This window comes from Aquamicrobium defluvii, assembly GCF_004363725.1.
Taxonomy (GTDB): domain Bacteria; phylum Pseudomonadota; class Alphaproteobacteria; order Rhizobiales; family Rhizobiaceae; genus Mesorhizobium; species Mesorhizobium defluvii.
This window is the reverse complement of the sequence record NZ_SNZF01000012.1, coordinates 33,192-57,164: the sequence shown is the minus strand read 5'-3', so window position 1 is coordinate 57,164 and position 23,973 is coordinate 33,192. Positions and strand designations below refer to the sequence as shown.

Sequence of the window (23,973 nt, the reverse complement as noted above, 5' to 3'; positions counted from 1 at the left end):
CAAAAAAATATGTATGGGTGGATTGGTGAGGGATAAGTACGATTGGCATGTCTTCTTCAGGCGCCGCTCTGGCGCGCCCACCGAAGGGGATCGATAGGCTGCTGCAGGGCGGCATCCGATCGATCTCCCTTCCGGTGACACGCAGAAATTCAACAGCATAAGGGATAGTTGCTGCAACATGCCCCGGGCTGCTGGATCATAGCGGCGCGCCCGCAGGCCACCCCGCGCGGGCCAGTATGATCATCGGTGAAAAGCCTACGGACCATACGCATGGATGTTTCCCTCAAACTGATCGATCCCGCTAAGATTGCCGCGGTTGCCGGCATCGAACTGAGCGCCAGCGAAGAAGACTTCGCTGGTGGAAGCATGATCGGGATAGCGGGGCGTTTGAAGGCCCGGCCGAACTCAGAAGGCTGCTTCCCATTTCTGATCATCGCAGATTGCAAGATTGCCGGGTTCCTTATGCTTCGAAAGGGGCAGGCATTGCCCGATTGGGCCGCCCCGGATGCAGTCAGCCTTCATAATTTTCGTATCAGCGGGAGAATGCAGAGGCGGGGATGTGGAGCGACGGCCGTTGTTCGCGCCGCCCATTGGATTGCGACACACTGGCCGCAAGCTTCAAAGCTGATGCTCAGTGTCAACGTCGAAAACGTCATTGCCAGGGAATTTTATCTGCGCTGTGGCTTCCAGGAGACCGGCGAATCTCACAATGGGCGGCTCGGAGTGGAAGATATCCTGTCGTGTCGGGTATCCGATCTCATGCAGAAATCATAGGCGCGCGCCAGGCAGCGGGTCCTGGTAAATGATAATCTGGCATTTGGGTGCGATCTGGTCGGTCGAAAGACAGCAGGATGCACATAATGCGTGTCGCGGTCAGCCTGATGGGGCAGGATGGCTACACGGCTCACAGCCCACAGGCTTGATGCCGCAGACGGTCCCTCTTCTGATCGCGCATTGTCGCGAACGTCGAGAGGATCCGAGCCTTTCACCTGCCATCGTTCCGCCATGGCTTCCTCAGTCCGGATTTCTCGCGGCGGAATCGCAGTCGAGACTATCGAGGTGACAAACATCGCGCTCAAGAGGCGATGTTTGCCCGTGTGAAGGCCGCGGGTGAAGGTCTTGCCGACCGCGATTACGGCCCGCAAATTCATCTGCCGCGATCCCGAGGGCAATCTGTCGTGCTTCGGGACCTGCTGCCCGAAGGCGGACAAAAGGCATGAGCTTCAGACGTCGGACTGCACCTGATTGCATGTGAAGACTTTCTTTGGTCGATCTGTACGCTGCAGTCTTCGATCGAAGGATGGCGCGGAATCCATGCCAACGGTCATCTATCGCATTCTATGTCTGGACGAAAAAAGGCGAAAACGTTGGCACACTTGCGCCTGGCGCCGCCTCGACGGCATCCAGCACGAAGCTTCTACCAAGGATTGGCGACGCGCCTGACCTGACTTCCTGCTATCCAGCTCAACACATCAGCGTGAATGAACCAAAAAATGCAAACTATAATGAACATTATTCTTTTTTGACATTGAGCCGTCTCATATTGCCCAACTAGTCTGTGACAGACAGACAAAGGGTGCACCATGTTTTTCTGCTGCCATGAACGTTGAGACGATATCAAAATTGGCGACAGTACTTGCACACATCGACGCCGCCAGGACATCGGCCGGAGTTATAGAAGGTTTGTCTCCCTTTCTTCACCTCTTCGGCTTGCGCCATCTTCTGATTGCAAGACTGCCTCGGACAGATGAGAGACTTTGGCCGCGATCGGTCCTCTATGACGGTTGGCCGGAAGAATGGTCCGCACACTACACCACCAGCGATCACTTCTCCCATGATCCCTGTGTTATGCAGTGTCGCATTTCAGGCAAGCCGTTTCTATGGAGCGAGCTCTCGCGCTCACGAATGTCCGCCAAGGAGTTGCGCGTCATGGAAGAGGCCACTGAGTTCGCCATGTTGGATGGCGTGTGTATCCCTGTTTACGAGCCCTGCAAGGCGCCTGCTGTCATTACCGTGGCAGGAGACCGTATCGCCTTGGGCAGAAACGACCTGCCTGTCCTTGAAATGGTGTCCATCCACGCCTTCAGGGCTGTACAACAATTGCGCGGCGCAGCCGATGAACCAGCTCAGAAGAAACTGACCAACCGGGAGCGGGATATCCTGGCGTGGACGGCTGCTGGCAAATCCGCCGAGGATGTGGGCTGCATCCTATCCATCTCAAAACTGACCGTCGAGCGCCACCTCAGCAATATTCGCGAAAAATTGGACGCGACAAATTCAACGCACGCGGCGATCAAGGCAATACTGCGCGGCGACATTCATCTCTGACAATACCCAAAAACCAGTATGGTCCGAGGATGTGGCGTAAGCTACGCATCGCTCGCCATGTTCAAGATTCACATTGTCAACTGGTCGAACCGCAAGGCATATGAAGAGCCTCTGGAGCGCCATTTTCGCCTTCGTCATCAGATTTATGTCGGCGAACGAAACTGGCGTCAGGTGGAACGGCCTATTCCTCTCGAAATCGACGCGTTCGACAACGCAGATGCGATCTATCTTCTAGGTATCGATGACAATGGCAATCTATGCGGGGGATCTCGCTTTGTTCCCACGCTTAAACCGCATCTGTTGTCAGACGTCTTCCCAATGCTTGCGGACGGAGACGTTCCAAGAGGCCACGATATTTACGAATGGACACGGATTTTCGTTGCGCCTTTGCTGCGCAAGCCTGGAGAACCTTCTCTTGCTGCCGGCATTGTTCTTTGCGGCTTGCTGGAAGCTGCCTTTGTGCTCGGCATCCAACAAATCAGCGTTGTATGCGAAACTTTCTGGCTTGATCGACTGGAGCGGCTGGGCTGGCCGATAAAAAGGCTGGGACCGACCATCGACCATCCTGATGGTGCGATCATCGCCCTGTTGATTCAAGTTACCGAGGCTGCGTTGGCGTCATCACGTGCTGCCTACGGACTTGATGATGTAAGCGTGCTTGCTGCGTGCCAATTAAAAAACAGTCAGAAACCGGAGCCACCGGCTATCGTCATCCAAGCATAAGCGTATGGATGTAAATGACATTGTATGCACATACTGTCGAAGCATTCGCACCGGTCACTGAACCCGAATACATCGCCAAAAAAGTTCGTACCGAACTGAACCGGACCGGCAATGCCGGGCGGTTCAATGGTCATATGCGGAAAAGCTGAGGATCAGCGATGGGATGTACCAAAGCCGGCAGGCCGGAACTATCCGTGTTGCAGGCAGAGAAATCCGTACGCGTCAGCGCCTGCCGAGAAATGTGAATGAATATCCCCCGATCCTCAAAAGTTCTTTTTCGGCGCGGCGGACTGCAAAGGCGGGTTTCATTTTCAGCCTGCCCAGCAGCGGTATCCAGATTTCCATAACTCGAACTCCTAACCCAAACCCGCTACGAATAGAAGCACGGTTAGAGATGAGAGTCGAATCATGACCAAAATCGTAAACTTAATCATCGCCTAAAGGGAAACGGGCCGACGCGCTCTGCTTGGGGGAAGGGAGCACGCTGGCCCCTGGGGCCATTGAGAAGCCGCGCTGGCAGAATAGCGCGCAAATGTGACCTGACTATCGCCGAGGTGAAACAGAAAAGGCCCCGCGCATGGCGGGGCCTTCTGGAAATGTCGAGAGGATCAGAATTTATAGTTGATACCAAGACGGAACACGTCAAAGGAACCGTCCCCTTTGAACGATCCTCCGCTGCTATCCGTGCCGAACGGGATGTCTCCAAGATCGACGTGCAGATATTCAGCCTTGGTGGTCCAATGCTGGTTCCATGCGAATTCAACACCGGCGCCAGCCGCCCAACCTGTGGCCGATCCGCTACCCTGTTGTTCCGAGTTGTGAATGCCGCCCTCAACATGGCCAAAGGCGAAACCACCGGTGCCGTACACCAGAAAACGGTCAACCGCATAGCCGAGACGGCCGCGCACCGTGCCGAACCACTCGATATCGGCATTACAATCACCCGAAATGCAAGACCATGATGGCCCGAAGGTTCCTTGGGCCGTTTTACCCTCAGGTCCATTAGAGATATCGGCTTCAATGCCAAGGACGATGCTGTCCAATTGCCAATTATAGCCCGCCGTAAGGCCGCCAAGGAAGCCATCGATATCAATGTTCGGGCCGGTTTCGCCGTCAGCAGGGCTGAACGGTGTGTAATCGCCCCATCCATATCCGGCATGCGCGCCGAGATAAAAACCTGACCAGTCGTAAGAGGTCGACGCCACTGGTGCCGGCTCGTAGATAACGGCATCGGCGGCCTGTGCGGCCGAGAAGGTGAGCGCGGTCAGCGCCGATGCTAGAAAAAGCTTTTTCATAGTAGTCTCCCGTAAAACTTGACGCAACACCAGCATTGATCCGGGCACGCCCGTCAACTGAATTGTCCGCCAAAAGCGGTATGGCCACCTCTTTTGGCTACAACTGTGGCGTGCTGACAACAAAATGCCCTCCGTCCGATAATTCGAAAGGAACTGACATAACGAACGTACCAAGCCGTGAGGGCGCCGGCGACGTGAATTATTTGACCGGTTGCCGAAACCGCTCTTTCAGGTTTCCGTGCTAGGGTGCACATGGGCAAATCAGGGGTATCCACCGACCGATGGGCAAGGTCGTCTATTTCAAACAGCAGAAATCCGGCAGGGCAGGGGGCATCGTTCCCATTCTCGCCGCCATGGGCATCGCCGGAGCCGCCGGGTATTTCGGACCGGGTCTCGTGCAGCAACTACCGCTACCGCGTGCGGCGCAGGTCGTCACTTCCAGCACCACGGAAACCATCGTCGGCGCCGCATCCGTAATCGACGGCGACACCATCGAGATTCACGGTGAGCGAATCCGCTTCAATGGGATCGACGCGCCGGAATCCGCGCAGCTCTGTTCGGACAGCGGCGGCCGGATGTACCGGTGCGGCGCCCAGTCGGCCAATGCCTTGTCAACCTGGCTGGCGGCATCATCGCCAACATCGTGCTCTTACGTGGATCGAGACCAATACGGCCGTTTCGTCGGCAACTGTTCCCGTGCAGACGGCGCGAGCGTTCAACGATGGCTGGTCAGAAACGGGCACGCAATGGATTGGCCACGTTACAGCAGCGGCGCATTCTCCAAGGAGCAAGCCGCCGCCAAGGCTGAGAAGATTGGCATCTGGCAAGGATCATTCCAGGCACCTTGGGAGTGGCGAGCCGTCCAGCGCCAGGAAATGAACTCCTCCATGGTGCCGTTGGTATCGTCATCCGGCACATCGGCGGCCTCGGCATCCGACAATTCGGGAGCGTGCGATATCAAAGGCAACATCTCGAAGGGCGGCGAGCGGATTTATCACGTCCCGGGGCAGAAATGGTATTCGAGGACGAAGATCACGACGTCGAAAGGCGAGAGGTGGTTCTGCTCTGAACAGGAAGCCCGTGCAGCTGGCTGGCGGCGGGCGAAGCAGTGAATACTACCGGTCTCACGGCCGACGCCAGTACTGAGCCGAGCAGCTGATCCAGCTTCGATGCTTTAGGTGCGATTTTCAATGCAAGCGTCCCGAAACTCCGCAATCAACGGTCTGGCGTTGACGCGATTCCCTTCGAGGGACCTTCTACCAGTTTCTCGGTCTGCAACGATCCCCACAAGGAAATGGGCAATAACCTTGCTATCGGGTTGAGGCCACGCCCGCCGATCACACCTGAGCCAACAAGATCTCGGCCAGAGCATCTGGTTGCAGTCGCGCTACGTTGTGCCCGCAATCGAGAGCAATCGTCGACCAATCCGGATCGCCCGCTAGTCGCGTATACAGATCACGGAACGGACTCCCGTCCCATCCATGTGCGCCGACATAGGTCTTGCGAGGAACCTCACGCCATCTTCCAGTAAGCCGGATCGATTGGAGGAAAGTCCCCATCGGATGCGGGCGGCATCGAGCATCCATGCTGGGGGACGGTGCACAATTCAGTCCGTCGCCCTTCGCTCCCTCGATGAACATTTCCCGAAATTTGGGAGTCGTCAGTGACCAGACAGAGTCGCCGGAATCGGGAACGTAAGCGTCGACATAAACCGAAGCCCGGATTCGAGCCGGATCGATATCGGCTGCGCCACTGACAACCATGCCCGCATATGAATGCCCGACAAGGACGACGTCTTCGTACGATTTCATCACGTCAACGACTTCCTGGATATGAGTATCCAGATTGGCTGTCGGCGCGGGAACGTCGCCGAGCCCGGAGAGTGTAATCGGCAGCGTATTGTGCCCGTGCGCGGTGAGAATCTCCGCAACTTTTTCGTAGACCCAGCCGCTCTGCCAGCCCCCGGCAATCAGTATGAATGTGGCCATGTGATTTATCCTGACATCAGGCGGTGGAGAACGGGGGCAGCCCCGCTCATTTCGCATGAGACCATAGCACGGTCATCCTGACAGCCACCTGGCAGGAGACCGAGCCGGAGCGACAGTACCTAAAATACTCGGTGTTCCCGTCCTGAAAACGCCCACTTTATGAGGCGTTCTCCGGCTCTGCTTCCGCTACCCGCCAGGAATGCAGCCCACTGCGAAGTGTGTAGCCCTCGCAGGGCTTCGACATCATCGCGTTCTTCGGAAGATTGAAACAGACATACTGGTAGCGGCGATTTTCAAACAGCCACCAGTCCCGATTTGCGCCGCCGGCGTAGACTTTCGCTTCCGGCAAAAGCTTCAGGTAGCCCGTGCACCATGAGCGGCCGGCGAATTTCTTGGGGTCGCGGACAGGGGGCGGTGATAGCCGCCCTGCTCGACGCGTACGATCTCGGCAAGCTCGCGGCGGGTGGCGTCCTCGCTCTGGGGGCGCTCGCGATTGAGCCGATTGCTTTCCGTGTAGGCGCGCACGGCTTCTTGTGTCATTCTGGCGTCATCATGCGTTCGCGCAGGCCGGTCAGCACGCGGGCCTCCAGAACCTTACGGTCCACGGTGCGGGCGTTGTCCTTTTACCGTAGATCGCGAACCGCCTTCACGCGGCAGAAGCCAGCGGTCTGGCCCGGTCGATTCGCTCACGCTCGCGTGGAGAATGCATCGCCTCCCACAAATCGGTGCGGCGCTGCACGTTCAGCCAGAAGTCGGGGCTGTTGCCGAACACGCGCGCCAGAATGAGCGCGGTCGGTGCCGTCACGGTGCGCCGGTCGTTGCAAAGCTCGTTCACATGCTTGCGCGGAACGCCCATCGCCTCTGACAACGCCGATTGCGTCAATCTCAAAGGCTGCATGAACTCTTCCACCAGAATTTCCCCGACTGTCGCCGGTTTACGCGCGGTCATAAGCATTTCCGTCACCTCATCGATAGCTGTGGTCGTCCAGATAGAGGCTGGACGCTTCGCCCCTGCTTCCATCCCATCGGAACACCAGCCGCCATTGCCTGTTGACGCGGATGGAATGGAAACCGTCGAGATTGCCTTTCAGCTTCTCGAAATGATTGCTCGGCGGCACACGCAAGTCCTGGTCGGTCATGGCATCGTCGATCATCTGGAGCTTGCGAAACAGACGGCTTTCGAGATCGGCCGGGATGTTGCGGGAATGAACGTCATCCACGAAAAAGGCCCCTAACCATTCATCTCGAAACCCTAGGATCATTCCCTGCCTCTGACGCTGTCACAATGTACCACCTAATGGTACATATGGCAATCTGTTTCTTCGTCATTGCTGTTCGGTCATCAGAGTCGCATCTGGTGTTCCCAGCGCGGAAGCCGGCTGTTGCGCCTCCGGCCCCACTTGCACCGTCTGCTGCTGTATATTCTGCGCTGAGTCAGGTTGCTGCGCGATGACCTCCGTCGACAGCATCAGCGCGGCGGCCAATGCGAACGTGATGCAGCCCGGAACATGACGGGATGCAGAACCAGAGATCAAATTGCGCAGCGGTGACTGGAACAAACTGAAAAGGGGCATGATATGCTCTTCTTCATTATCCGGCGACACGCCATTCAGGACCTGACTCCAGCACCGGCCTCGGAGGCCAGTATGTGACGATCAATATGGTCGTTCAGCCTCCACATGGTTCGTCCATGGCGGGCATATCTGATGAGCTCGCAATCCAGACAATTCGTCCGGCTGCCCGCTGGATGTGCAATGAGATCGGCGATGGTGAAGCCGTCAAAGGTGGAGAGGTACGTCTCCCAGGCCGCAAGGCGCAGCGCGCTGAAGGAGGGCGTTGCCGTATCCTGGCGCCGCACGCCACCAATATTGGAATCTGTCCGTCGTCAGAACATTCGGCACAGATCGGGGCGTAAATTAGCGGAGTGCGGGCCTCGTCTGGGGTTTGATATTATGCGGTGCGCCTGCGGTGCTGCAAGCGCCGATATTCGATGGTCTGTCGCTTGATCCTTTCACGCTGTTTGATGATGGCTGGCGCTCTGCCGAAGTAGGCGTCGGCGGGCGTCACGTTGTTCAGGCTCTCGTGATAACGCTGGTGGTTGTAGTGCTCGACGAAGGCCTCGATCTGGGCCTCAAGGTTGCCGGGCAGGAAGTAGTTTTCCAGCAGGATGCGGTTTTTGAGGGTCTGGTGCCAGCGTTCGATCTTGCCCTGTGTCTGGGGATGCATCGGGGCGCCGCGGACATGGCTCATCTTGTTGGCTTCGATATATTCCGCCAGTTCGCCTGCGATGTAACTGGGGCCGTTATCGCTGAGCAGCCTGGGCTTGTGCAGCACCGTGGCACTGTCACAGCCGGACGCCGCGAGTGCGAGGTCCAGCGTGTCGGTGACGTCCTCAGCCCGCATGTTGGTGCATAGTTTCCCGGCGATGATATAACGCGAGAAGTCATCAAGCACGGTCGACAGATACATCCAACCCCACCCGATGATCTTGAAGTAGGTGAAGTCGGTCTGCCACATCTCGTTCGGCCGGGTGGTCTTCGTATGGAACGCATCGGCGGCCTTGATCACGATATAGGTCGGACTGGTGATCAGGTCGTGAGCCTTGAGCAGGCGGTAAACCGTGGATTCCGATACGAAGTAGCGCTTCTCGTCGGTGAAGCGCACCGCCAGTTCGCGCGGGCTGAGATCGGTCGCGTCAGCTTCCAGTGCCATCTCGATGATCTGCTGCTGGATGTCGCCGCCGATGCGGTTCCACACCCGGCTCGGCGTCGATGGCCGATCCTCCAGCGCTTCCGGCCCGCCTTCGAGGTAGCGGTCGTACCAGCGGTAGAACGTCCGGCGAGGAATGCCGAGCTGGTCCAGCGTGCGCTTGGCCGGCAGGTGCGACTGCTCGACGATCCGGATGATCTCAAGCTTCTCGGACGCAGGATACCTCATTCGTCGTCGCCCCCATCCGCGATCATGCTTTTTTTGAGCAGCCGGTTTTCCAGCGTCAGGTCGGCCACGCATTCCTTCAGGGCGCGGGCTTCGCGGCGCAGGTCCTGGACCTCACCGGTGGTCGCGGCACGGGCAGTATCGCCCGCTAGGCGGCGTTTGCCCGCTTCCATGAACTCCTTCGACCAGGTGTAGTACAGGCTCTGGGCGATGCCCTCCTTGCGACACAGCTCGGCGATGCTGTCATCGCCACGCAGGCCTTCAAGCACGATGCGGATCTTGTCCTCAGCCGAGAAGTGCCGCCGGGTCTGGCGCCGGATGTCCTTCACCACCTGCTCCGCAGGGGTCTTGGCCGCCGATTTTGCATTGGAGGATTTGGGCTTCATCTTCGTTCCTTCGTCACTACGACGAAGCCCAAATCCTCCTTAAATCACAACCTCAAATCTGTGCCATTGGTGCTGACGGGGGACACGGAAGCCAAATAGCTTTGTACGGTTGAACTGAAAGACGCGGCCACACCACCACTGTATCAAAAGATTTGACGCTACGACTTACGGTAGATGCCGTCGGGCTCGCCGATCGCTTATGTCTGGGGATTGGCTTTACGCAACAAGCGACGTTCGACGGCATGGTTCAGACTGATCTTACTTGCTGGTTCGACCTTCGAAGGTGCGGAAGAACGAAAAGCGTTTGCCGAAAGTAGGTGAAACTTCCTTGTCGAACAGGTCGTGAAAATTCATCGTGTGACTGGCTTCGCCGTCGCTCGTTCCTCAGCCAAGGCAGATAGCTCATCAGTCAGGCTCGTTCAGGCCCTTCTGAAACGCGTCCGTCACTGAAACTTAGCGGGCTCTAACGCTATCCTCACAAAGACGCTTGTTCGTCGACTCCAACCTACCAATGTAACTATAACTTGTCGTACCAAAGCTTGTCGAAGATTGTCGATTTACACTTCAATCTGGGACTCTGGCTTTCTGCGCGAGAAAGTTACACTCCAATTGAGACTCAGGGCAGGAGAGTCTCAATTGGAGTGTAACGTCTGGTGGCTATGCGAACGCTGCTTCCTTTTCCAGGGCTGGTCTCCAGGATTCGATGCTTTCATCAGTGATGCGCTCGATTCCGTCCTTGATCGCCTCGATTGCGAGTTCGTTTAATATCCCGAACACCCGAGCCGTGATGCCATCACCGAGGCGAGAAAGATGGCGAAGGCTTTGGCTCGATAAACCCGATGGAAGTCTGAGCGGCAGGCTGCGCAGGATCGCGGTTACCAATTCCTGGAACTCCTCATCTGCCTTCCACCTGGGCAGTACGAACTGATCCAGCCGCCGGGCCAGTTGGGTGTCGCCGGCAATTGCGTCGCGTGCTTCCGACACGCCAAGACAGACAAGCGAGGCTTTGATCTCGTTGCTGAGATATCGCAGAAGCTGCAGGATCACGCGCTGTTCCCTCGGCGTCCCAGCGAGAAGGTTATGGACCTCGTCAAACACCAGAACGCGCACATTATTGCTTTTCAGCAAGAGGACGGTTCTGATCTCAAGTTCCATGAGGGTCAGGCGTTCGTTGATGCTGGCTCCCATTGCCATCAGCAACTGCCCATATATCCGGCGCTCTGTTGGGCGCGACGTCAATGTAATTGCCAGCACCGGCATGCTCTCCACGCCGGTGCTGTGGTTCATGGTGGGCGGATGATCGCGCTTGAACTTTTCGACGAGCATGGTCTTGCCCATACCGCTATGACCATAAATAGCGAGGCCGGGTGGGCGTGTTGTTGGCGGATGGTCGCATAACGCATCAAGATGCCGTAATACTCTACGAGCGCGATCAAAGCCGACCCATCGATCGGACCGAATGGCACGAATTCTTGTATGGTTTGGTCCATTTGCCAATGCGGCGGCGCCGGGTGCCAGGTGAGGGAATTCAATCATTGATCCCAATATTCCGTGTCGTCGTCTGAATGATTATGTTTTGTCAAATCGATAGATTGAACAGTGCTATGTCCTTCACGACTCGGTTCAGCTGGTCTTCTTGTAACACTCCGGCGTGCTTTTGCGCTTGAGGATGCTGCGATATCCTCGATCTGTCTCTGTTGTGCGATAGCCGCAAATATAACGTCCTCATGCAATTCAAGCCGTCCCTGGTCTCGAAGTGCCTTCTTGGCGTGCTTCCACTCCCACCAGGAAACAGGTGGGAATGCGAGATTGCGGTACCGTGCTTCAATAAACCTGCCATCTGATTGGCGAACGAATATTCGGGACAGGTCTCGTGGGTCATATTTGATCTCGAGTTCGGCGCCACGACCGACATCGCGTGATAATGCATCAGACCAGTACCGGATCTTTTCCAGATGGATGCCGTCTTTCAGCAGGCGCCGCCTTTCGCCAGGCAGGAAGCTGGTCCAGAATGCCATTCGATCAGATGGCAGGTTGAAGTCGACTTCGCCTTGCCGTTCGCGCCAGACCGCCAGGGGAGGGCGCAACAGCGAGGTATGTATCCGCTGGTGATATTTGCCAACGATCTCCAGCGCGATCCATTTTTCCAACTCGCGCAATGTAAGATTCGCGCGGCCCTCTGAATCGTAGCCGCCTCTGGTCTTCACGCTGCTGAAAGTTGTGCCGGGCAGCAGATGCACTGCTCCCATCATTGTGCCGATCAACCGTTCGATATGTCCGCCGAACCGGGGTGTGGCCGGCGGCCTGAACAGGAGTTTCATGCCGTACTCCCTGCAAGCATCGGCCAGCGCTCGTGACCTGAAATCTGCACCATTGTCGCAGTGAAGAACCTCGGGCAATCCGGCAACAGGCCAGGGGATGTCAATTCCTCGCTCATCCAGCCAGGCAGTCTTGTCGTATACGGAATGCAGGAGGCATAGACCGACTGACGTACTCGATGGGGCTTCCAATGATAGATGGAAACCCGCGACCATTCTCGTGCAAACGTCGATGGCGATCGTCAGAACCGGTCGGCCGATGGGCCGACGAAACTTTTCGTCAACAACAATGACGTCGACGATGGTATGATCGATCTGCCAAAGGGCATTCGGCTTTGCGACAGTGAACTGACCAGGGCTTGGCGTCGAGGCGGCTTCAATCTCGCGTTCCCCCCGTTTGCGGGCCGCTGCCATAGGGATAAGTTCGGACACTCTACGCTGGACGGTGCTCCGGTGAGGAGGGGACAGACCTTCCGTCAGGCAGACTTCCCGAATACGCCGCAAGAGTGCAGCAAAGCTTGGTTTTTCCTTTCTAAGCCAGAAGCCATCCACTTGCTCGGCAATGACACGCTCGGTTCTCGGGTCCAGCCTGACAGCACCTGCTTGTGTGCCGCGTTTTCTGGGGCAGAGACTGGATGTTCGTTGCGTCTTTCTGAACCGTGCAGCCAGCCGAAACAGCGTTGATCGCGGGATGCCAAATTTTTCACGTGCAGCCGCAACGACCTCCGCAGTTACCACACCGCCTGTACGGCGGAGCAGATATCGAAGGAATTCCTCCGGGCAATTATCGTGATCAGGGCAATCTGGGGATGAGATCATACGCGAGACTACGGTCGATCGACCGGTCGATCAATCTCATTTTGAGTGTAACGTATGCCTGATGGAGTCTCATTTGGAGCGTAAGGTGTTACACTTCAATCTCAAACAAGCCATTGAAATCACTCACTACGTGAGTCCCAGTTTCAAACATAAATCGACAGTCCAGCGGTGAATGGTCGTGTGGTCAACGGCAATGCCTCGCTCGGCCATCATTTCTTCCAGGTCCCGCAGGCTCAGACTGTAGGCCAGGTACCAGCGCACGCAAAGCAGGATGACTGACTGGTCAAACTGGCGGCCCTTGAACATTCAATCCTCCGAAAGATCAGAAGCTCTCCTTGCCACAAAAACGGTATTCAAAACGTTGCAACACAACCCGCCCGGCTCCTACAATGCCGTGGCATATCTTCGCCCGTGGTTGCAGATGGAAGAGCTTTCCGCTTCCATGCGTCTGGTTGCGCGCATCCCGCAGATGGGCTGAGGCAGGGCATCGGACCAGAAAGGGATTCTTTTTTGTTGAAGTATCCGATGCTTGATCACGAGAGATCGTCGCGTGCGCGTCCGAAGCGACGCGCGGCGAACTGACGGCCGGGGCGATGGACAACCTCGACAGGGTGGTCGCGGACACCGAAAGCCGCGACCTGCCGCCCGAACATATCTCCGGCCTGCGCAGCACGCTCGTGCAGGCCGTTCTCGATTCCGATCCCGATTTTGCGGGATCGCTGCAATCCTTTCTTGAAGAAGACGACCCGTTCCGCGCGCTGAAGCGCTGGGTCGGACAGACCGGCTCTGACGGCGGGACCGTCACGGCGATGGTCCTGCGTGACATCGCGGCGATCGACACGCTGATCGGCGATCAACTCGATGCCATCCTGCATCACGAGGGCGTACAAAGCCTCGAAGCGTCCTGGCGCGGGGTCGAGATGCTGCTGGACACGGTGCGCGGCGACGACAAGGTCCGCATCCGGGTTTTCAACGCAACCTGGTCCGAACTTGCCCGCGACTTCGACCGGGCGATCGAATTCGACCAGAGCGTCATGTTCGCGAAAGTCTACAGCGAGGAATACGGCATGCCCGGCGGCGTGCCCTACGGTCTCGTCCTGTGCGACTATGCGGTGCGCCATCGTCCTGCCGCCGGTACAGGGTCGGTCACCGACGATGTCAGCGCGCTGGCCGGGCTTGCGCAGGTTGGCGCCGCCGCGTTCACCCCGTGCATCGTCGGTGCCGCGCCCGAACTCTTCGGTGTGGGCAATTTTGCCGACCTCTCCTATGTCCAGCGGCTTGATGCGGGCTTCCGGCTCGTCGAATACCAGCGCTGGCAGCGCCTGCGCGAGCAGGAGGACAGCCGCTTTCTCGGCATCGCGTTGCCACGCATCCTCATGCGCGAACCTTACGGCGTCGATTCGGCGCGCGAAGACGGCTTCCTCTACCGCGAAGGCGTTGCCGAACTTGGCTCATGGCTTTGGGGCAATGCCGTCTACGCCGTTGGCGCACTCACGATCCGCACGTTCCGTGAGACGGGCTGGTTCGGCAATATCAGGGGAGGGCGCATGGGTGACGACGCGCATGAGCCGATGATGCCCATGCCGGCCTTCTCCACCGGCGAGCAGGTTGCGTTTCGCCGCCCGCTGGAGGTCGAACTCACCGACAAGAAGCAGAAGGCGCTGGAAGAGCTTGGTTTCCTGCCGCTCAGCCCCGCCCCTTTCGCGCGCTCGTTCATGCTGCTCGGCGCGCAGTCGCTTTACGCCGCGCCGACCAGCGCCGATACCGCCGAACGCGCCAATGCGCGGCTGTCGTCGATGCTGCAATATGTGCTCTGCGTCAGCCGCTTCGCGCATTATCTCAAGGTCATGGCCCGCGACCGGGTTGGCCGCTTCACCACCGCGACCGCCATGGAGACGATGCTGGGCGACTGGCTGCGCGACTATACGACAGGCAACGCGGATGCGAGCCCGGAGATCAAGGCGCGCTATCCGCTCAGCAATGCCAGCGTCGAGGTCAGGGAGGTGGTCGGCAAGCCGGGCGTGATGAGCTGCATGTTCCAGCTCCAGCCGCACTTCCAGTTCGACCAGATGGTCACCGGTCTGAAGTTGCGTACGGATCTTGAACCGGGCGGAGGACGCTAGGCCCATGGCGCGATCCCCATCCGTTCCGCCACCGCGTCTGCCGCTGTTCGACCGTCTGTTGCAGGGCGACAGCATCGAGACCGACCGCAACGCCGACAACGCCATGCGTGAACTGCGCGAGAGCGTGCGGCGCGACCTGGAAATGCTGCTCAACACGCGCCCGGTTGGCGATCTTCCGGCGGGGTTCGACGAGCTTTCGACCTCGGTTCTGTCCTATGGCCTGCCGGAATTGCAGAACCAGAACCTTGCGACGCCTGCCCAGCAGGAAGGCTTTCGCAAGAAGCTCGAAACGGTGATCCGCCGCTTCGAGCCCCGCTTCCGCGAGCTTTCCGTCGAGCTTGTCTCCGGGGACAGCACGTTGGATCGGACCTTGCGCTTTCGCATGCGTGCCGTGCTTCAGGCCGACACGACCAGCGAGGCCGTCGTCTACGATACCGTCGTCGACCCCGCCACCGGAGGCATGCGCATCCTCACCTGATGTGAGTGCGGCCGCTCATGCGAACAGGCTGGCGGCGAACCGGATGCAGACGAAGGCGAGGAACAGCCCGAACATGATTTCGAGCCGGCGCTTCGACATCTTGTGCGCCAGGTGCGCGCCGATCGGAGCGACCAGGGTGCTGGTGGGGATGAGCAGGATCGTGCCCAGCAGCGAGACGTAGCCTAGCGCCAGCGGCGGTTGCAGGATGGCGACATCCGGATAGTTCGCGACGTTTGGCCAGCCGGCATAGACATAGCCGATCACGCCGGGGATCGAGATCAGGATGCCGAGGCCGGAAGATGTCGCGACGGCCTGATGGATCGGCCGGTTGTAGAAGGTCATGAACAGGCTCGAAAGCTGGCCGCCGCCGATGCCCATCAGCGCCGACAGGACGCCGATGATCCAGCCGTAGACGGACATGACGACACGTCCCGGCATGTCCATGCCAAGGCGCCAGCTGTCCTTGCCGAAGAGAAGCCGCGCAGAAGAGACGCCCGCCACCACGACGAACACCGCCTTGAAAAGCTCGGCCGGCGCAAACCTTGCGATGAAGCTGCCGGCGATGACGCCCACAACGACGGGGATTGCCCAGATTTTGAGGATCGACATGTCCACCGCGCCTTTGGCCCGATGCGCATTGAAGGAGCGGATCGACGTGGGAACGATGACGGCAAGCGATGTGCCGACGCATAGCGGCATGCGTACTTCCTCGGGCACGTCGAGGAATCGGAAGAACTCGTAGAGGATCGGCACCGCGACCGCGCCGCCCCCGACGCCGAAGACGCCGGCGAGCATGCCGGTGAGTGCGCCGGCCAGAAGCAGCGCGATGAGCACGCCTGCTAATTCCCAGGTGAATAGATCCAGCATGTCCCGCCCGCCGTTGAAGCTGCCCAAAGGTGAGCGCGACTTCAAGCAGGTTTGAGGTCGATAGTCACCTGCGAAAGGTTGCTGCCTCCGCCGAGCCTGCCAGGCAATGCCGTGGCGCAACGGGCAATTTCAGCGCGGCGTTCCTCGCTCGGTGGGCAATCGGTTGTCCTAGATCGTTTCCGCTTTTCTTGGAATCGCGGAAGCGCCCTATCTCTTTGTTTTACGCAATTCCGGACGGAAAACCGCTGCGCACTTTTCCTGGAATTGCTTTAAGCATCCATGGGCTTGCTATCCGGCGTCAGTCTCCGGCTTCCTCGTCATGGACCAGCACGCGACCGTCCATGTCGGACTTGCCCATCAGGCAAACACACAGGATCCGTGCTTCGCTCTCGCCGCAGGAGGCAAATCCATGCTTGGATGAGCCATCGAAATAGACACTGTCGCCGGGGTTCAGCAGCAGCGGCGCGTAGGGCTCGAGGTAGAACTCGACCGTACCCTCGATCACGAACAGGAATTCCTCGCCACTGTGCGAACTTCTGAATTGCGGAGCGCGCTTTCGCTTCAATGGAACGGTGACGACCATCGGCTGCATGGTCTTGGCGGCCAGTTCGCTCGCCATAGCCAGATACCGGCCGATGGGCGTCTCGTAGGCGGAACCTGCGCCTGCGCGCGTCACCGCACGCATGCCTGGCGCGAACACCGGCGCCTGCATGTCGAGGAATTCGACAAAATCGACGCCCAGGCCCGCAGCCAGGCGGGTCAGGACGCCATAGGTCGGGGCACTGATATTGTTCTCGATCTTCGATAGCGTGGAGATCGAGACGCCGGTGCGCTCGCTCACCTGTGCGAGTGTCCATCTGTTCTCGCGGCGTATGCCGGACAGGATCTCTCCCACTGAGCGCTGGGCCAGCCGGAGTGATGCTTTTTTCGATTTGTCAGTTCCTGCCATGGTCTTCCGCAAAGCGAGGTCCAATCCCTTGTTGCAATTTTCTAACTCTAAAATTGTTTGACATCAAGAAAAACAGCGGTAGCGTAATCGATGAGCGTGCCATTGGCATGAACTCAAAAGAGTGGAGGGAGGAAAACAATGAACATACGGGCATATGGGTCGGTTGCCGTGCTCGCGGTGGCTTTCGGATTTGCGTCTGGCGGCATCGCGAATGCCGTAGACCTCAAGATCGCCGGTCAGCATCCGATGGACAACATCGCGACCAAGGTCCTGGAGGAAACGATCAAGGAGATCGCAGACGCCAATGTCGACCTCAACATAAAGCTGTTCCCGGCGGGGCAGCTTGGTAGCGGTGAGCAGGTCTTCGGTGATGTCGCGCAGGGCGTGATCGACATGGGGCACACCTTCATCTACAGCCACAATGACCCGATACTCGAGATCAATTCGATACCGTATCTTGTCGGCACTTACGAGCAGATGCGGAAAGTCTACTCGCCCGGCTCCAATTTCTATCGCGTCTACGACGAGCATCTGGCGGCGCAGGGCATCAAGCTGCTCGGAGTGTTTGCCGAGGGTTTCATCGGCGTCGGTGTCACCAAGAAGCCTGACAACGCGACGACTACGGGGCCGAAGAACGTAAACATCCGCATTTTCAGCGCTGAGGTCGCGAAACTCACCACCGATGCGATGGGCTTCAACTCGACGACGGTCAATTGGTCCGACGTCGTGCCTGCATTGCAGCAGGGCATCGTCGACGGTGCGATTGGCGGAACCGCCGAGACGAACCTTACGGTTCTGGGCGATGCCATCAAGTACTTCGTTCCCTACAACACCTTTGTCGAGAACACCGCATTCTATATCGGCCAGGCGAAGTGGGATTCGCTGTCGGCTGAGCAGCAGACGGTGATGAGTGATGCCTTCGCCAAAGCGTCCCAGAAGTCCTTCGAGCTTAGCGAGAAGGTGGACAAGGAATATATGGGTAAGCTGGCGGAGCATGGGATCGAGGTGATCGCCCTCAGCGACGATGAACTCAATGCCATCGCCGATCACATCAAGGCCGAGGTCTGGCCCAAGCTTGAAGGCAAGTTCGGCAAGGAACTGCTGGAGCAGCTGAAGCAGGACACCAAGTAGCACGCGGGTCGATCCTCGGCGGGCTGGCGCTCGATTTGCGAGCGCCGGCCCGCCGGGTGAATCCGCAGGTCGGCCTGCTCTGTTTCGTGCCTCGGTGAGGCGCCGACCGACGGGGTTCGCCTGGACCGAAAGCATCCGGCACAGGTTCTGGTCGGCACAATGGCGTTGGGAGGCGGCGCATGAATTGGATTGAGCGGATAGCCAGGCTCGAAGGGTGGATCATAGCGCTCTGTAGCCTGATTGTTGCGGCCGCGTTTTCGATGGTCGTCTTCGTGCGCTATGTCTTGGGAGGCGATCTGTTCGCATATGAAGAGATCGTTCTTCCCGTTGCGTTCGTTCTCTACTTCATCGGCGCGGCGCGTGCATCGCACGATGATATGCACATCAAGGCGGACCTCGTTGTCGAAGGCCTGAAAAACCCTCGTGCCCGAAAAGCCTATCAGATTTTCATCTTCTGTGTGGAAGGTCTGATTGCCGGGATATTCGCCTATCTGGGCTTGAAGATGTTCATCGCTGAATTTGCGAAATATCCGAGCATGGCAAGAACGTCCGTGTACAGCATCCCTTTGGCTGCGCCGCGCTTTTTCATCTTTGTCGGTTTCTCGTTGATGGCGCTGCATTCATTCGCGCATGCGTATCGCCACTACCTGATCTTCAGATCGGGTCAGGTGGCGCAATTGAAGAGTGAGAGGGGATCGTCATGACCATTCTGGCGGTTTTCGTCATCCTGTGTGTCACGCTTGCCATCGGCATCGCGGTGCCGTTCGCCTTCGGCCTGGCCATTTTGTACATCGCGTTCGTTGGCGACACGGACCCCTCATTGTACCTGGCCTCGGGCCATTGGGGGATGAACACCATCGTCCTTCTTGCCATTCCGCTGTTCATCATGGCCGGCGGTATCATGAACCATGGCAAGATCGCGGGTCCGATGATCGATCTGGCGGAGCTCTTCGTCGGGCGGCTGAAGGGCGGGCTATCTGCTGTAGTGGTTCTCGCCAGCATGACGTTTGGCGCGATCTCGGGCAGTGCGGCGGCTACGCTTACATGCATCGGCTCGGTCATGCTGCCCAGATTGCGGGCGGCCAACTATCCGCCCGGATTTTCGGCCGCACTGGTGGCGAACGCAGCGCCGCTGGGGCTCCTGATCCCGCCAAGTTCCATCCAGATCATCTATGCGTGGATCACCCGGCAGTCGGTGTTGAAGTGTTTCCTCGCGACCGTCGTGCCGGGCCTCATCCTCGTCGTTCTGCTCTGCGTCGTGAATTTCGTGATGATGTCGCGGCAGAAGCTGCGCGAAGGCGACCCAATATCGAGAGAGGAATGGCCGGCCGAGATGCGGAAGCGGACGGTGCGGGCGACGCCCGCGCTGCTTATGCCGGTCGTTATCCTTGGCGGCATCTACGGTGGCATCATGACGCCGACGGAAGCAGCGGGCATCGCGGTTCTCTACGCCATCCCGGTGGGCTTTTTCATCTACAAGGGGCTCAACCGCGACACCTTCATGGAGGCGCTGGTCGAAACCGCTGTTACGACGGGTGCCGTCATGGTCATGTTCTTCATGGTCATGATCGTCAGCAGGCTGCTGATATTCGAGAACGTCCCGGAAATCGCGTACGGCTTCATATCGTCGATTTCGGACAATCCGATCGTCATATTGCTGATGGTGAACCTGGTTCTGATAGCGATCGGAATGCTGATGGATGACGTGTCGGGCGTTCTCCTCTCCGCGCCGTTGCTGCTGCCCATCGTGCAGAAAGTCGGCATCGACCCCATCCACTTTGCTGCAATCATCGGGGTCAATCTGGGCATGGGCAACATAACCCCACCGACTGCGCCGCTTCTCTATCTTGGCGCGCGCGTAGGAAACACGGCGGTAGCATCGATGCTGAAGCCGACATTCATCATGATCCTGTTCGCATGGATCCCGACATTAATATTGACGACATACATTCCGGAAATCGCGCTGGCGCTGCCAAACTTTTTCCTTGGGAAATAACTCAACTGAATCCATGGGTTTCGCACGCCTGACCTGCATCTGTGGCAGGCGTGTCGATGTCTGCTCCGTCCATCAGGTCAAGGGTCCGAACGGGAGGGACCGGTGACCTGCTTCCGGATGGGGCAGGAAAGAGCAATGCGGAGAAGCACATGTCTGACGACAAACGACAAGAAGCCGAATTGTATCAGCGCAGGTTTCCGCTTGCCGCGATGCGCACGCCATATATCGAGGTGGACGATCTGATCCTCCAGCGAAACCTGGTCCGGGTTCAGGACAAGGCTCGGGAAGCCAATGTGCTTTTGCGGCCGCATCTGAAAACGCACAAGTCGTTGCTCGTCGGGCGACGTCAGATGCAGCTTGGCGCGGTAGGACTGACAGCCTCAAAGCCCAGTGAGGCCATGGTGTTCGTCGACGCGGGATTCACGGACATCACGCTGGCCTATCCCGTGATCGATCCGGCCAGCGTAGAAGACCTCATCGCGCTGGCAGCCGCGAGAAAGGCGCGCGTCGGCTACATCGCCAGCAGCCGGGAAGGCGTCGATGCATTGGACGCCGTCGGAACACGTTTTGGCGTGCGTCTCGACTGCTCGCTGAAGATCGACGTTGGCCTTCATCGGGTGGGTGTGCGCCCGGACGATCCGCTGGCGCTTGACCTTGCTGCGGATATTGCCTCGCGTCGTGGCCTCAGGTTCACTGGCCTGCTGTCGCATGCCGGACAGGCCTACAGTTCGACCGGCAGCGACGAATTGCGCCGGATCGCGCTTGAAGAAGCCGAACTCCTTACTGCATTGCGGGACAAGCTGATCCTGGCGGGGCTGCCCGCCGTGTTCATCAGCACCGGCAGCACGCCGACGGTGCTCGGCGCGCCCATTGCGCCCGGCTCGGACGAAATCCGGCCCGGAAACTACGCATTCCTCGATATGACGGCGGTCAGGCTGGGACTGTGCGGGCCCGAGGACCTCGCCCTGACGGTGGTGGCGCGGGTCGTCGCGACGAACGAAAGACACGTCATTATCGATGCGGGATCCAAGACATTGAGTTCGGATTTTGGACCGCATGGTACCGGCGGCGGCGGTTTTGGCCTGGCGGTGTCTTCGCACGTGGCGGCGTCACGCGAACTATACCGGGTAGAGCGCCTGTCCGAGGAGCACGGTTTCGTTGCCTGGTCCAAGGAGTGCCCGCCGATCGGAAGCCTGATGCGCATCTATCCCAACCACAGTTGTGCGGTCATGGCGCAGTTCGACAGTTTCGTGCTGACGTCCGAGGGTGCCGAGCCGCAAGTCGCTCCGGTTGACGCTCGAGGCAGGCTCACCTGACAAGGCTCCGGCTGTCGCATCAAAAGCGTGTCGCGGCGATGGCCGCAAGGCATCGATGAAGCGCGTCTGCTCGGCGGGAAAAAGCTCATCCCACAGCGGATCCAGCCTGGCCACCGCCGCGCGGGCGTCGGCCTCGCTGATCTCACCGTCCTGCGCCCGCGTCGGAGCGGCTAACCGGCGCGCTGCTCGACCGCCTGACACACCATGTCCACATCCTCACCATGAATGGCGACAGCTACCGCCTCAAACAATCTGCCGGACGGCGTCCCGCCGCTGCCACGGCCGACGCGGCGGAGCAAAACCAGGCCACCGCCGAAACGGGCGATCAGCCAGGCACCGTCTGACCCGCGACAACCACGCCAAATCCTGACGGCCGCTCGCTCGCTACTGCGCTATGGAAAAGCGCGCTTCGCGAGCGGCCTCCGCCGCGCCCAGACTGGCCCGGTTTGGCGTGGTGCTGAGTACTTGACTGGGGATAACCGTTGAGGGTGGGTCCCCATGAATATTCCAAATCCATTGCCACCTGAGCGCATGACATCCACCGAACGTCATGCCGAACTGTGCCAATTGCTGGCACGCGGCATCATTCGGCTGCGTCAGCGCGAATGTGCTCATCCTGTTGAAGGTAATGGAGAAAATTGCCTTCACTTCATGCCCGACCGATGCCGTCATGCAACTCCAACTCACCGGAGAATTTGATGACGACGCACGATCCCATCCCCGCGCGCCTGGTGGCGCTGAAGACAGCCACAACGCCGGAACTGAAAAAGCAGTGGCGCGATCTGTTCGACAGCGAACCGCCCGCTTTTAATCGGCGCTATCTCGAAAGCAGGCTGGCCTATCGGATTCAGGAGTTGGCCTATGGCGGGCTGAAGCCCTCGACAATCGATCGGCTTGAAGCTTTAGGTGAACAGCTTGATGGCGGCAACTTGATGGTACGTCGCAACCGAGCTGACGACCGACCGATTGTCGGTACCCGCTTGATCCGCGAATGGCAGGGTGTCGAGCACACCGTCACCGTGTTGGCCGATGGGTTTGAATGGCAGGGACGCCCCTACAAGAGCCTGTCTTCGGTTGCCCGCGCTATCACCGGTACGCGCTGGAATGGCTGGATTTTCTTCGGCCTGAAAAATCACAGGAGCCGGACATGACGAAACCAACCATTCGCAAGCTCCGCTGCGCCATTTACACCAGAAAATCCTCCGAGGAAGGGCTGGAGCAGGAGTTCAACAGCCTCGATGCGCAGCGCGAGGCCTGCGAAGCCTATATTGCCAGCCAGCGCTCCGAGGGTTGGGTGCTGGTGCGTGATCAGTATGATGATGGTGGTATTTCCGGCGGCACATTGGAACGTCCAGCGCTGAAACATCTGCTTGCTGACATAGAGGACGGATTGATCGACGTGGTGGTCGTTTACAAGATCGACCGCCTGTCGCGCTCCTTGATGGATTTTTCCAAGCTGGTCGAGGTGTTCGACAGAAATGGCGTCACCTTCGTCTCCGTCACCCAGTCGTTCAACACCACCACCTCGATGGGCCGGCTGACGCTGAACATTCTGCTATCCTTTGCCCAGTTCGAACGCGAGGTCACCGCCGAGCGCATTCGTGACAAGTTTGCCGCCAGTCGCAAGAAAGGCATGTGGATGGGCGGTGTTGTTCCGCTCGGCTATCGGGTGGAAAGCCGCAAGCTGGTAATCGAGGAAACCGAGGCTGCCATGGTGCGCATGATCTTCGAGCGGTTTGTCAGCGTCGGCTCGGCAACTGTACTGGCAAAAGCTCTGGCTGCCGAAAATATGCGCACCCGCCGGGGCAAACTGGTCGACAAGGGCGTTCTCTACAAGCTGCTCAACAACCGGGTCTATATCGGCGAAGCCATGCACAAGGGCGAAAGCTATCCTGGTGAGCATAAGGCGATCATCGATCGTGCTCTATGGGACAAGGTCCATGCCATTCTTCAGACAAGCCCACGCAAACGCGCCAGCAATACGCGGGCGCAGACGCCGGCATTGTTGAAGGGCCTGCTGTTTGGGCCGGATGGCGCCGCGTTTTCGCCGACCCACACGAAGAAGGGCAATAAGCTCTATCGCTATTATGTCAGCCAGTCGGTGCTAAAGCGTGGCGCTGACGCTTGCTCGATCGGTCGCGTGCCGGCCGCCGAGGTGGAGAGTGCCGACAAACACGCCTCGCCTCAGGCAGCGTCCAAGCTGCGCGGTTCACTGACTGTAGCGCCTGCGGTCAAATTCATCGGCGTCGACCCCTGTCGCCGGACGTCGCCACGGCCACGGGAGTCCTGAGCCGAGGCATGAAAGAAGCTCGAACAGACGCA

General features: G+C 58.6%; 25 protein-coding genes and 3 pseudogenes. 14 read left to right on the top strand and 14 right to left on the bottom strand.

Going from position 1 to position 23,973, the window contains the following annotated elements; all coding sequences use genetic code 11:
• Window positions 1-270 precede the first annotated feature (270 nt).
• The 3 genes from DES43_RS10845 to DES43_RS10835 all read left to right on the top strand — a co-directional run bounded on the left by DES43_RS10845 (window position 271) and on the right by DES43_RS10835 (window position 3,051).
• Window positions 271-774, top strand: coding sequence for a GNAT family N-acetyltransferase (locus DES43_RS10845; protein ID WP_133675182.1), 504 nt, complete (start codon window positions 271-273; stop codon window positions 772-774).
• Window positions 775-1,599: 825 nt separating this feature from the next.
• On the top strand, window positions 1,600-2,328 hold the full coding sequence (locus tag DES43_RS10840; protein WP_133675180.1) for a LuxR family transcriptional regulator: 729 nt from the start codon (window positions 1,600-1,602) through the stop codon (window positions 2,326-2,328).
• A 57-nt stretch (window positions 2,329-2,385) separates the two neighbouring features.
• Window positions 2,386-3,051: an acyl-homoserine-lactone synthase gene (locus tag DES43_RS10835; RefSeq protein ID WP_133675178.1), complete on the top strand. Its 666-nt coding sequence runs from the start codon at window positions 2,386-2,388 to the stop codon at window positions 3,049-3,051.
• Window positions 3,052-3,659: 608 nt separating this feature from the next.
• Here the strand turns inward: DES43_RS10835 and DES43_RS10830 are convergent.
• Window positions 3,660-4,346: an outer membrane protein gene (locus tag DES43_RS10830; protein WP_166647733.1), complete on the bottom strand. Its 687-nt coding sequence runs from the start codon at window positions 4,344-4,346 to the stop codon at window positions 3,660-3,662.
• Window positions 4,347-4,627: 281 nt separating this feature from the next.
• On the opposite strand from DES43_RS10830, the gene DES43_RS10825 reads away from it, so the two are divergent.
• Complete coding sequence (locus tag DES43_RS10825) at window positions 4,628-5,458, top strand: thermonuclease family protein (protein WP_245514555.1); 831 nt, start codon at window positions 4,628-4,630, stop codon at window positions 5,456-5,458.
• Between the two features lie 225 nt (window positions 5,459-5,683).
• Here DES43_RS10825 and DES43_RS10820 read toward each other — a convergent pair whose 3' ends face one another.
• From DES43_RS10820 to DES43_RS10775, 10 genes and pseudogenes are all read right to left on the bottom strand, one after another.
• Complete coding sequence (locus tag DES43_RS10820) at window positions 5,684-6,334, bottom strand: alpha/beta fold hydrolase (protein ID WP_133675174.1); 651 nt, start codon at window positions 6,332-6,334, stop codon at window positions 5,684-5,686.
• 354 nt (window positions 6,335-6,688) lie between these two features.
• Window positions 6,689-6,874, bottom strand: coding sequence for a hypothetical protein (locus tag DES43_RS10815; RefSeq protein ID WP_133675172.1), 186 nt, complete (start codon window positions 6,872-6,874; stop codon window positions 6,689-6,691).
• Between the two features lie 106 nt (window positions 6,875-6,980).
• Window positions 6,981-7,289 (bottom strand): HigA family addiction module antitoxin, encoded by a 309-nt coding sequence (locus tag DES43_RS10810; RefSeq protein ID WP_133675171.1) that lies wholly within the window; start codon window positions 7,287-7,289, stop codon window positions 6,981-6,983.
• Window positions 7,290-7,299: 10 nt separating this feature from the next.
• Window positions 7,300-7,596 (bottom strand): type II toxin-antitoxin system RelE/ParE family toxin, encoded by a 297-nt coding sequence (locus DES43_RS10805; RefSeq protein ID WP_133675169.1) that lies wholly within the window; start codon window positions 7,594-7,596, stop codon window positions 7,300-7,302.
• 63 nt (window positions 7,597-7,659) lie between these two features.
• Window positions 7,660-7,908, bottom strand: coding sequence for a hypothetical protein (locus tag DES43_RS10800; protein ID WP_133675167.1), 249 nt, complete (start codon window positions 7,906-7,908; stop codon window positions 7,660-7,662).
• 376 nt (window positions 7,909-8,284) lie between these two features.
• A protein-coding gene (locus DES43_RS10795) for an IS3 family transposase (protein ID WP_245514554.1) occupies window positions 8,285-9,654 on the bottom strand; the annotation gives its coding sequence in 2 pieces (ribosomal slippage) (window positions 8,285-9,304 and window positions 9,307-9,654; 1,368 coding nt in all).
• A 657-nt stretch (window positions 9,655-10,311) separates the two neighbouring features.
• Window positions 10,312-11,190: a TniB family NTP-binding protein gene (locus tag DES43_RS10785; RefSeq protein ID WP_133675163.1), complete on the bottom strand. Its 879-nt coding sequence runs from the start codon at window positions 11,188-11,190 to the stop codon at window positions 10,312-10,314.
• Window positions 11,187-12,386, bottom strand: a complete 1,200-nt coding sequence (locus tag DES43_RS10780) for a transposase family protein (RefSeq protein WP_245514553.1) — start codon at window positions 12,384-12,386, stop codon at window positions 11,187-11,189. The genes DES43_RS10785 and DES43_RS10780 overlap by 4 nt, the downstream gene beginning before the upstream one ends.
• Before the next feature lie 6 nt (window positions 12,387-12,392).
• Window positions 12,393-12,791 (bottom strand): annotated as a pseudogene (locus tag DES43_RS23345) (DNA-binding domain-containing protein); the annotation flags it as partial.
• 156 nt (window positions 12,792-12,947) lie between these two features.
• Window positions 12,948-13,097 (bottom strand): annotated as a pseudogene (locus tag DES43_RS10775) (IS6 family transposase); the annotation flags it as partial.
• On the opposite strand from DES43_RS10775, the gene DES43_RS23165 reads away from it, so the two are divergent.
• The 3 genes from DES43_RS23165 (at window position 13,063) to tssE (ending at window position 15,392) form a co-directional block, all read left to right on the top strand.
• Window positions 13,063-13,269, top strand: a complete 207-nt coding sequence (locus DES43_RS23165; RefSeq protein ID WP_208110833.1) for a type VI secretion system contractile sheath large subunit — start codon at window positions 13,063-13,065, stop codon at window positions 13,267-13,269. The pseudogene DES43_RS10775 and the gene DES43_RS23165 overlap by 35 nt on opposite strands.
• Window positions 13,270-13,384: 115 nt before the next feature.
• Window positions 13,385-14,914 (top strand): type VI secretion system contractile sheath large subunit, encoded by a 1,530-nt coding sequence (gene tssC, locus DES43_RS10765; protein ID WP_133675159.1) that lies wholly within the window; start codon window positions 13,385-13,387, stop codon window positions 14,912-14,914.
• Window positions 14,915-14,918: 4 nt separating this feature from the next.
• Window positions 14,919-15,392: a type VI secretion system baseplate subunit TssE gene (tssE, locus tag DES43_RS10760; RefSeq protein ID WP_133675157.1), complete on the top strand. Its 474-nt coding sequence runs from the start codon at window positions 14,919-14,921 to the stop codon at window positions 15,390-15,392.
• A 15-nt stretch (window positions 15,393-15,407) separates the two neighbouring features.
• Here the strand turns inward: tssE and DES43_RS10755 are convergent, their stop codons facing one another.
• Both DES43_RS10755 and DES43_RS10750 read right to left on the bottom strand, forming a co-directional pair.
• Window positions 15,408-16,259, bottom strand: a complete 852-nt coding sequence (locus DES43_RS10755) for a sulfite exporter TauE/SafE family protein (RefSeq protein WP_133675155.1) — start codon at window positions 16,257-16,259, stop codon at window positions 15,408-15,410.
• Window positions 16,260-16,557: 298 nt separating this feature from the next.
• Entirely contained in the window at window positions 16,558-17,208 is a 651-nt protein-coding gene (locus DES43_RS10750) for a helix-turn-helix domain-containing protein (protein WP_133675153.1), read from the bottom strand.
• Window positions 17,209-17,346: 138 nt separating this feature from the next.
• On the opposite strand from DES43_RS10750, the gene dctP reads away from it, so the two are divergent.
• From dctP to DES43_RS22680, 5 genes and pseudogenes are all read left to right on the top strand, one after another.
• Complete coding sequence (dctP, locus tag DES43_RS10745) at window positions 17,347-18,339, top strand: TRAP transporter substrate-binding protein DctP (RefSeq protein WP_133675151.1); 993 nt, start codon at window positions 17,347-17,349, stop codon at window positions 18,337-18,339.
• Window positions 18,340-18,518: 179 nt separating this feature from the next.
• Entirely contained in the window at window positions 18,519-19,043 is a 525-nt protein-coding gene (locus DES43_RS10740) for a TRAP transporter small permease (protein WP_133675149.1), read from the top strand.
• A complete protein-coding gene (locus DES43_RS10735; RefSeq protein ID WP_133675146.1) occupies window positions 19,040-20,335 on the top strand; it encodes a TRAP transporter large permease in 1,296 nt (431 codons plus the stop codon). Before DES43_RS10740 ends, DES43_RS10735 begins: the two co-directional genes overlap by 4 nt.
• Window positions 20,336-20,565: 230 nt before the next feature.
• On the top strand, window positions 20,566-21,651 hold the full coding sequence (locus DES43_RS10730; RefSeq protein WP_208110832.1) for an alanine racemase: 1,086 nt from the start codon (window positions 20,566-20,568) through the stop codon (window positions 21,649-21,651).
• A gap of 161 nt (window positions 21,652-21,812) precedes the next feature.
• A pseudogene (locus tag DES43_RS22680) lies at window positions 21,813-21,995 on the top strand (ATP-binding protein); the annotation flags it as partial.
• Between the two features lie 40 nt (window positions 21,996-22,035).
• Here the strand turns inward: DES43_RS22680 and DES43_RS22375 are convergent.
• Entirely contained in the window at window positions 22,036-22,323 is a 288-nt protein-coding gene (locus DES43_RS22375; protein WP_166647731.1) for a hypothetical protein, read from the bottom strand.
• 26 nt (window positions 22,324-22,349) lie between these two features.
• Between DES43_RS22375 and DES43_RS10710 the strand changes: the two genes are divergently transcribed.
• Together DES43_RS10710 and DES43_RS10705 are read left to right on the top strand one after the other, a co-directional pair.
• Window positions 22,350-22,802, top strand: a complete 453-nt coding sequence (locus tag DES43_RS10710) for a DUF2924 domain-containing protein (RefSeq protein ID WP_133675142.1) — start codon at window positions 22,350-22,352, stop codon at window positions 22,800-22,802.
• On the top strand, window positions 22,799-23,941 hold the full coding sequence (locus DES43_RS10705) for a recombinase family protein (protein ID WP_133675141.1): 1,143 nt from the start codon (window positions 22,799-22,801) through the stop codon (window positions 23,939-23,941). The genes DES43_RS10710 and DES43_RS10705 overlap by 4 nt, the downstream gene beginning before the upstream one ends.
• Window positions 23,942-23,973 lie beyond the last annotated feature (32 nt).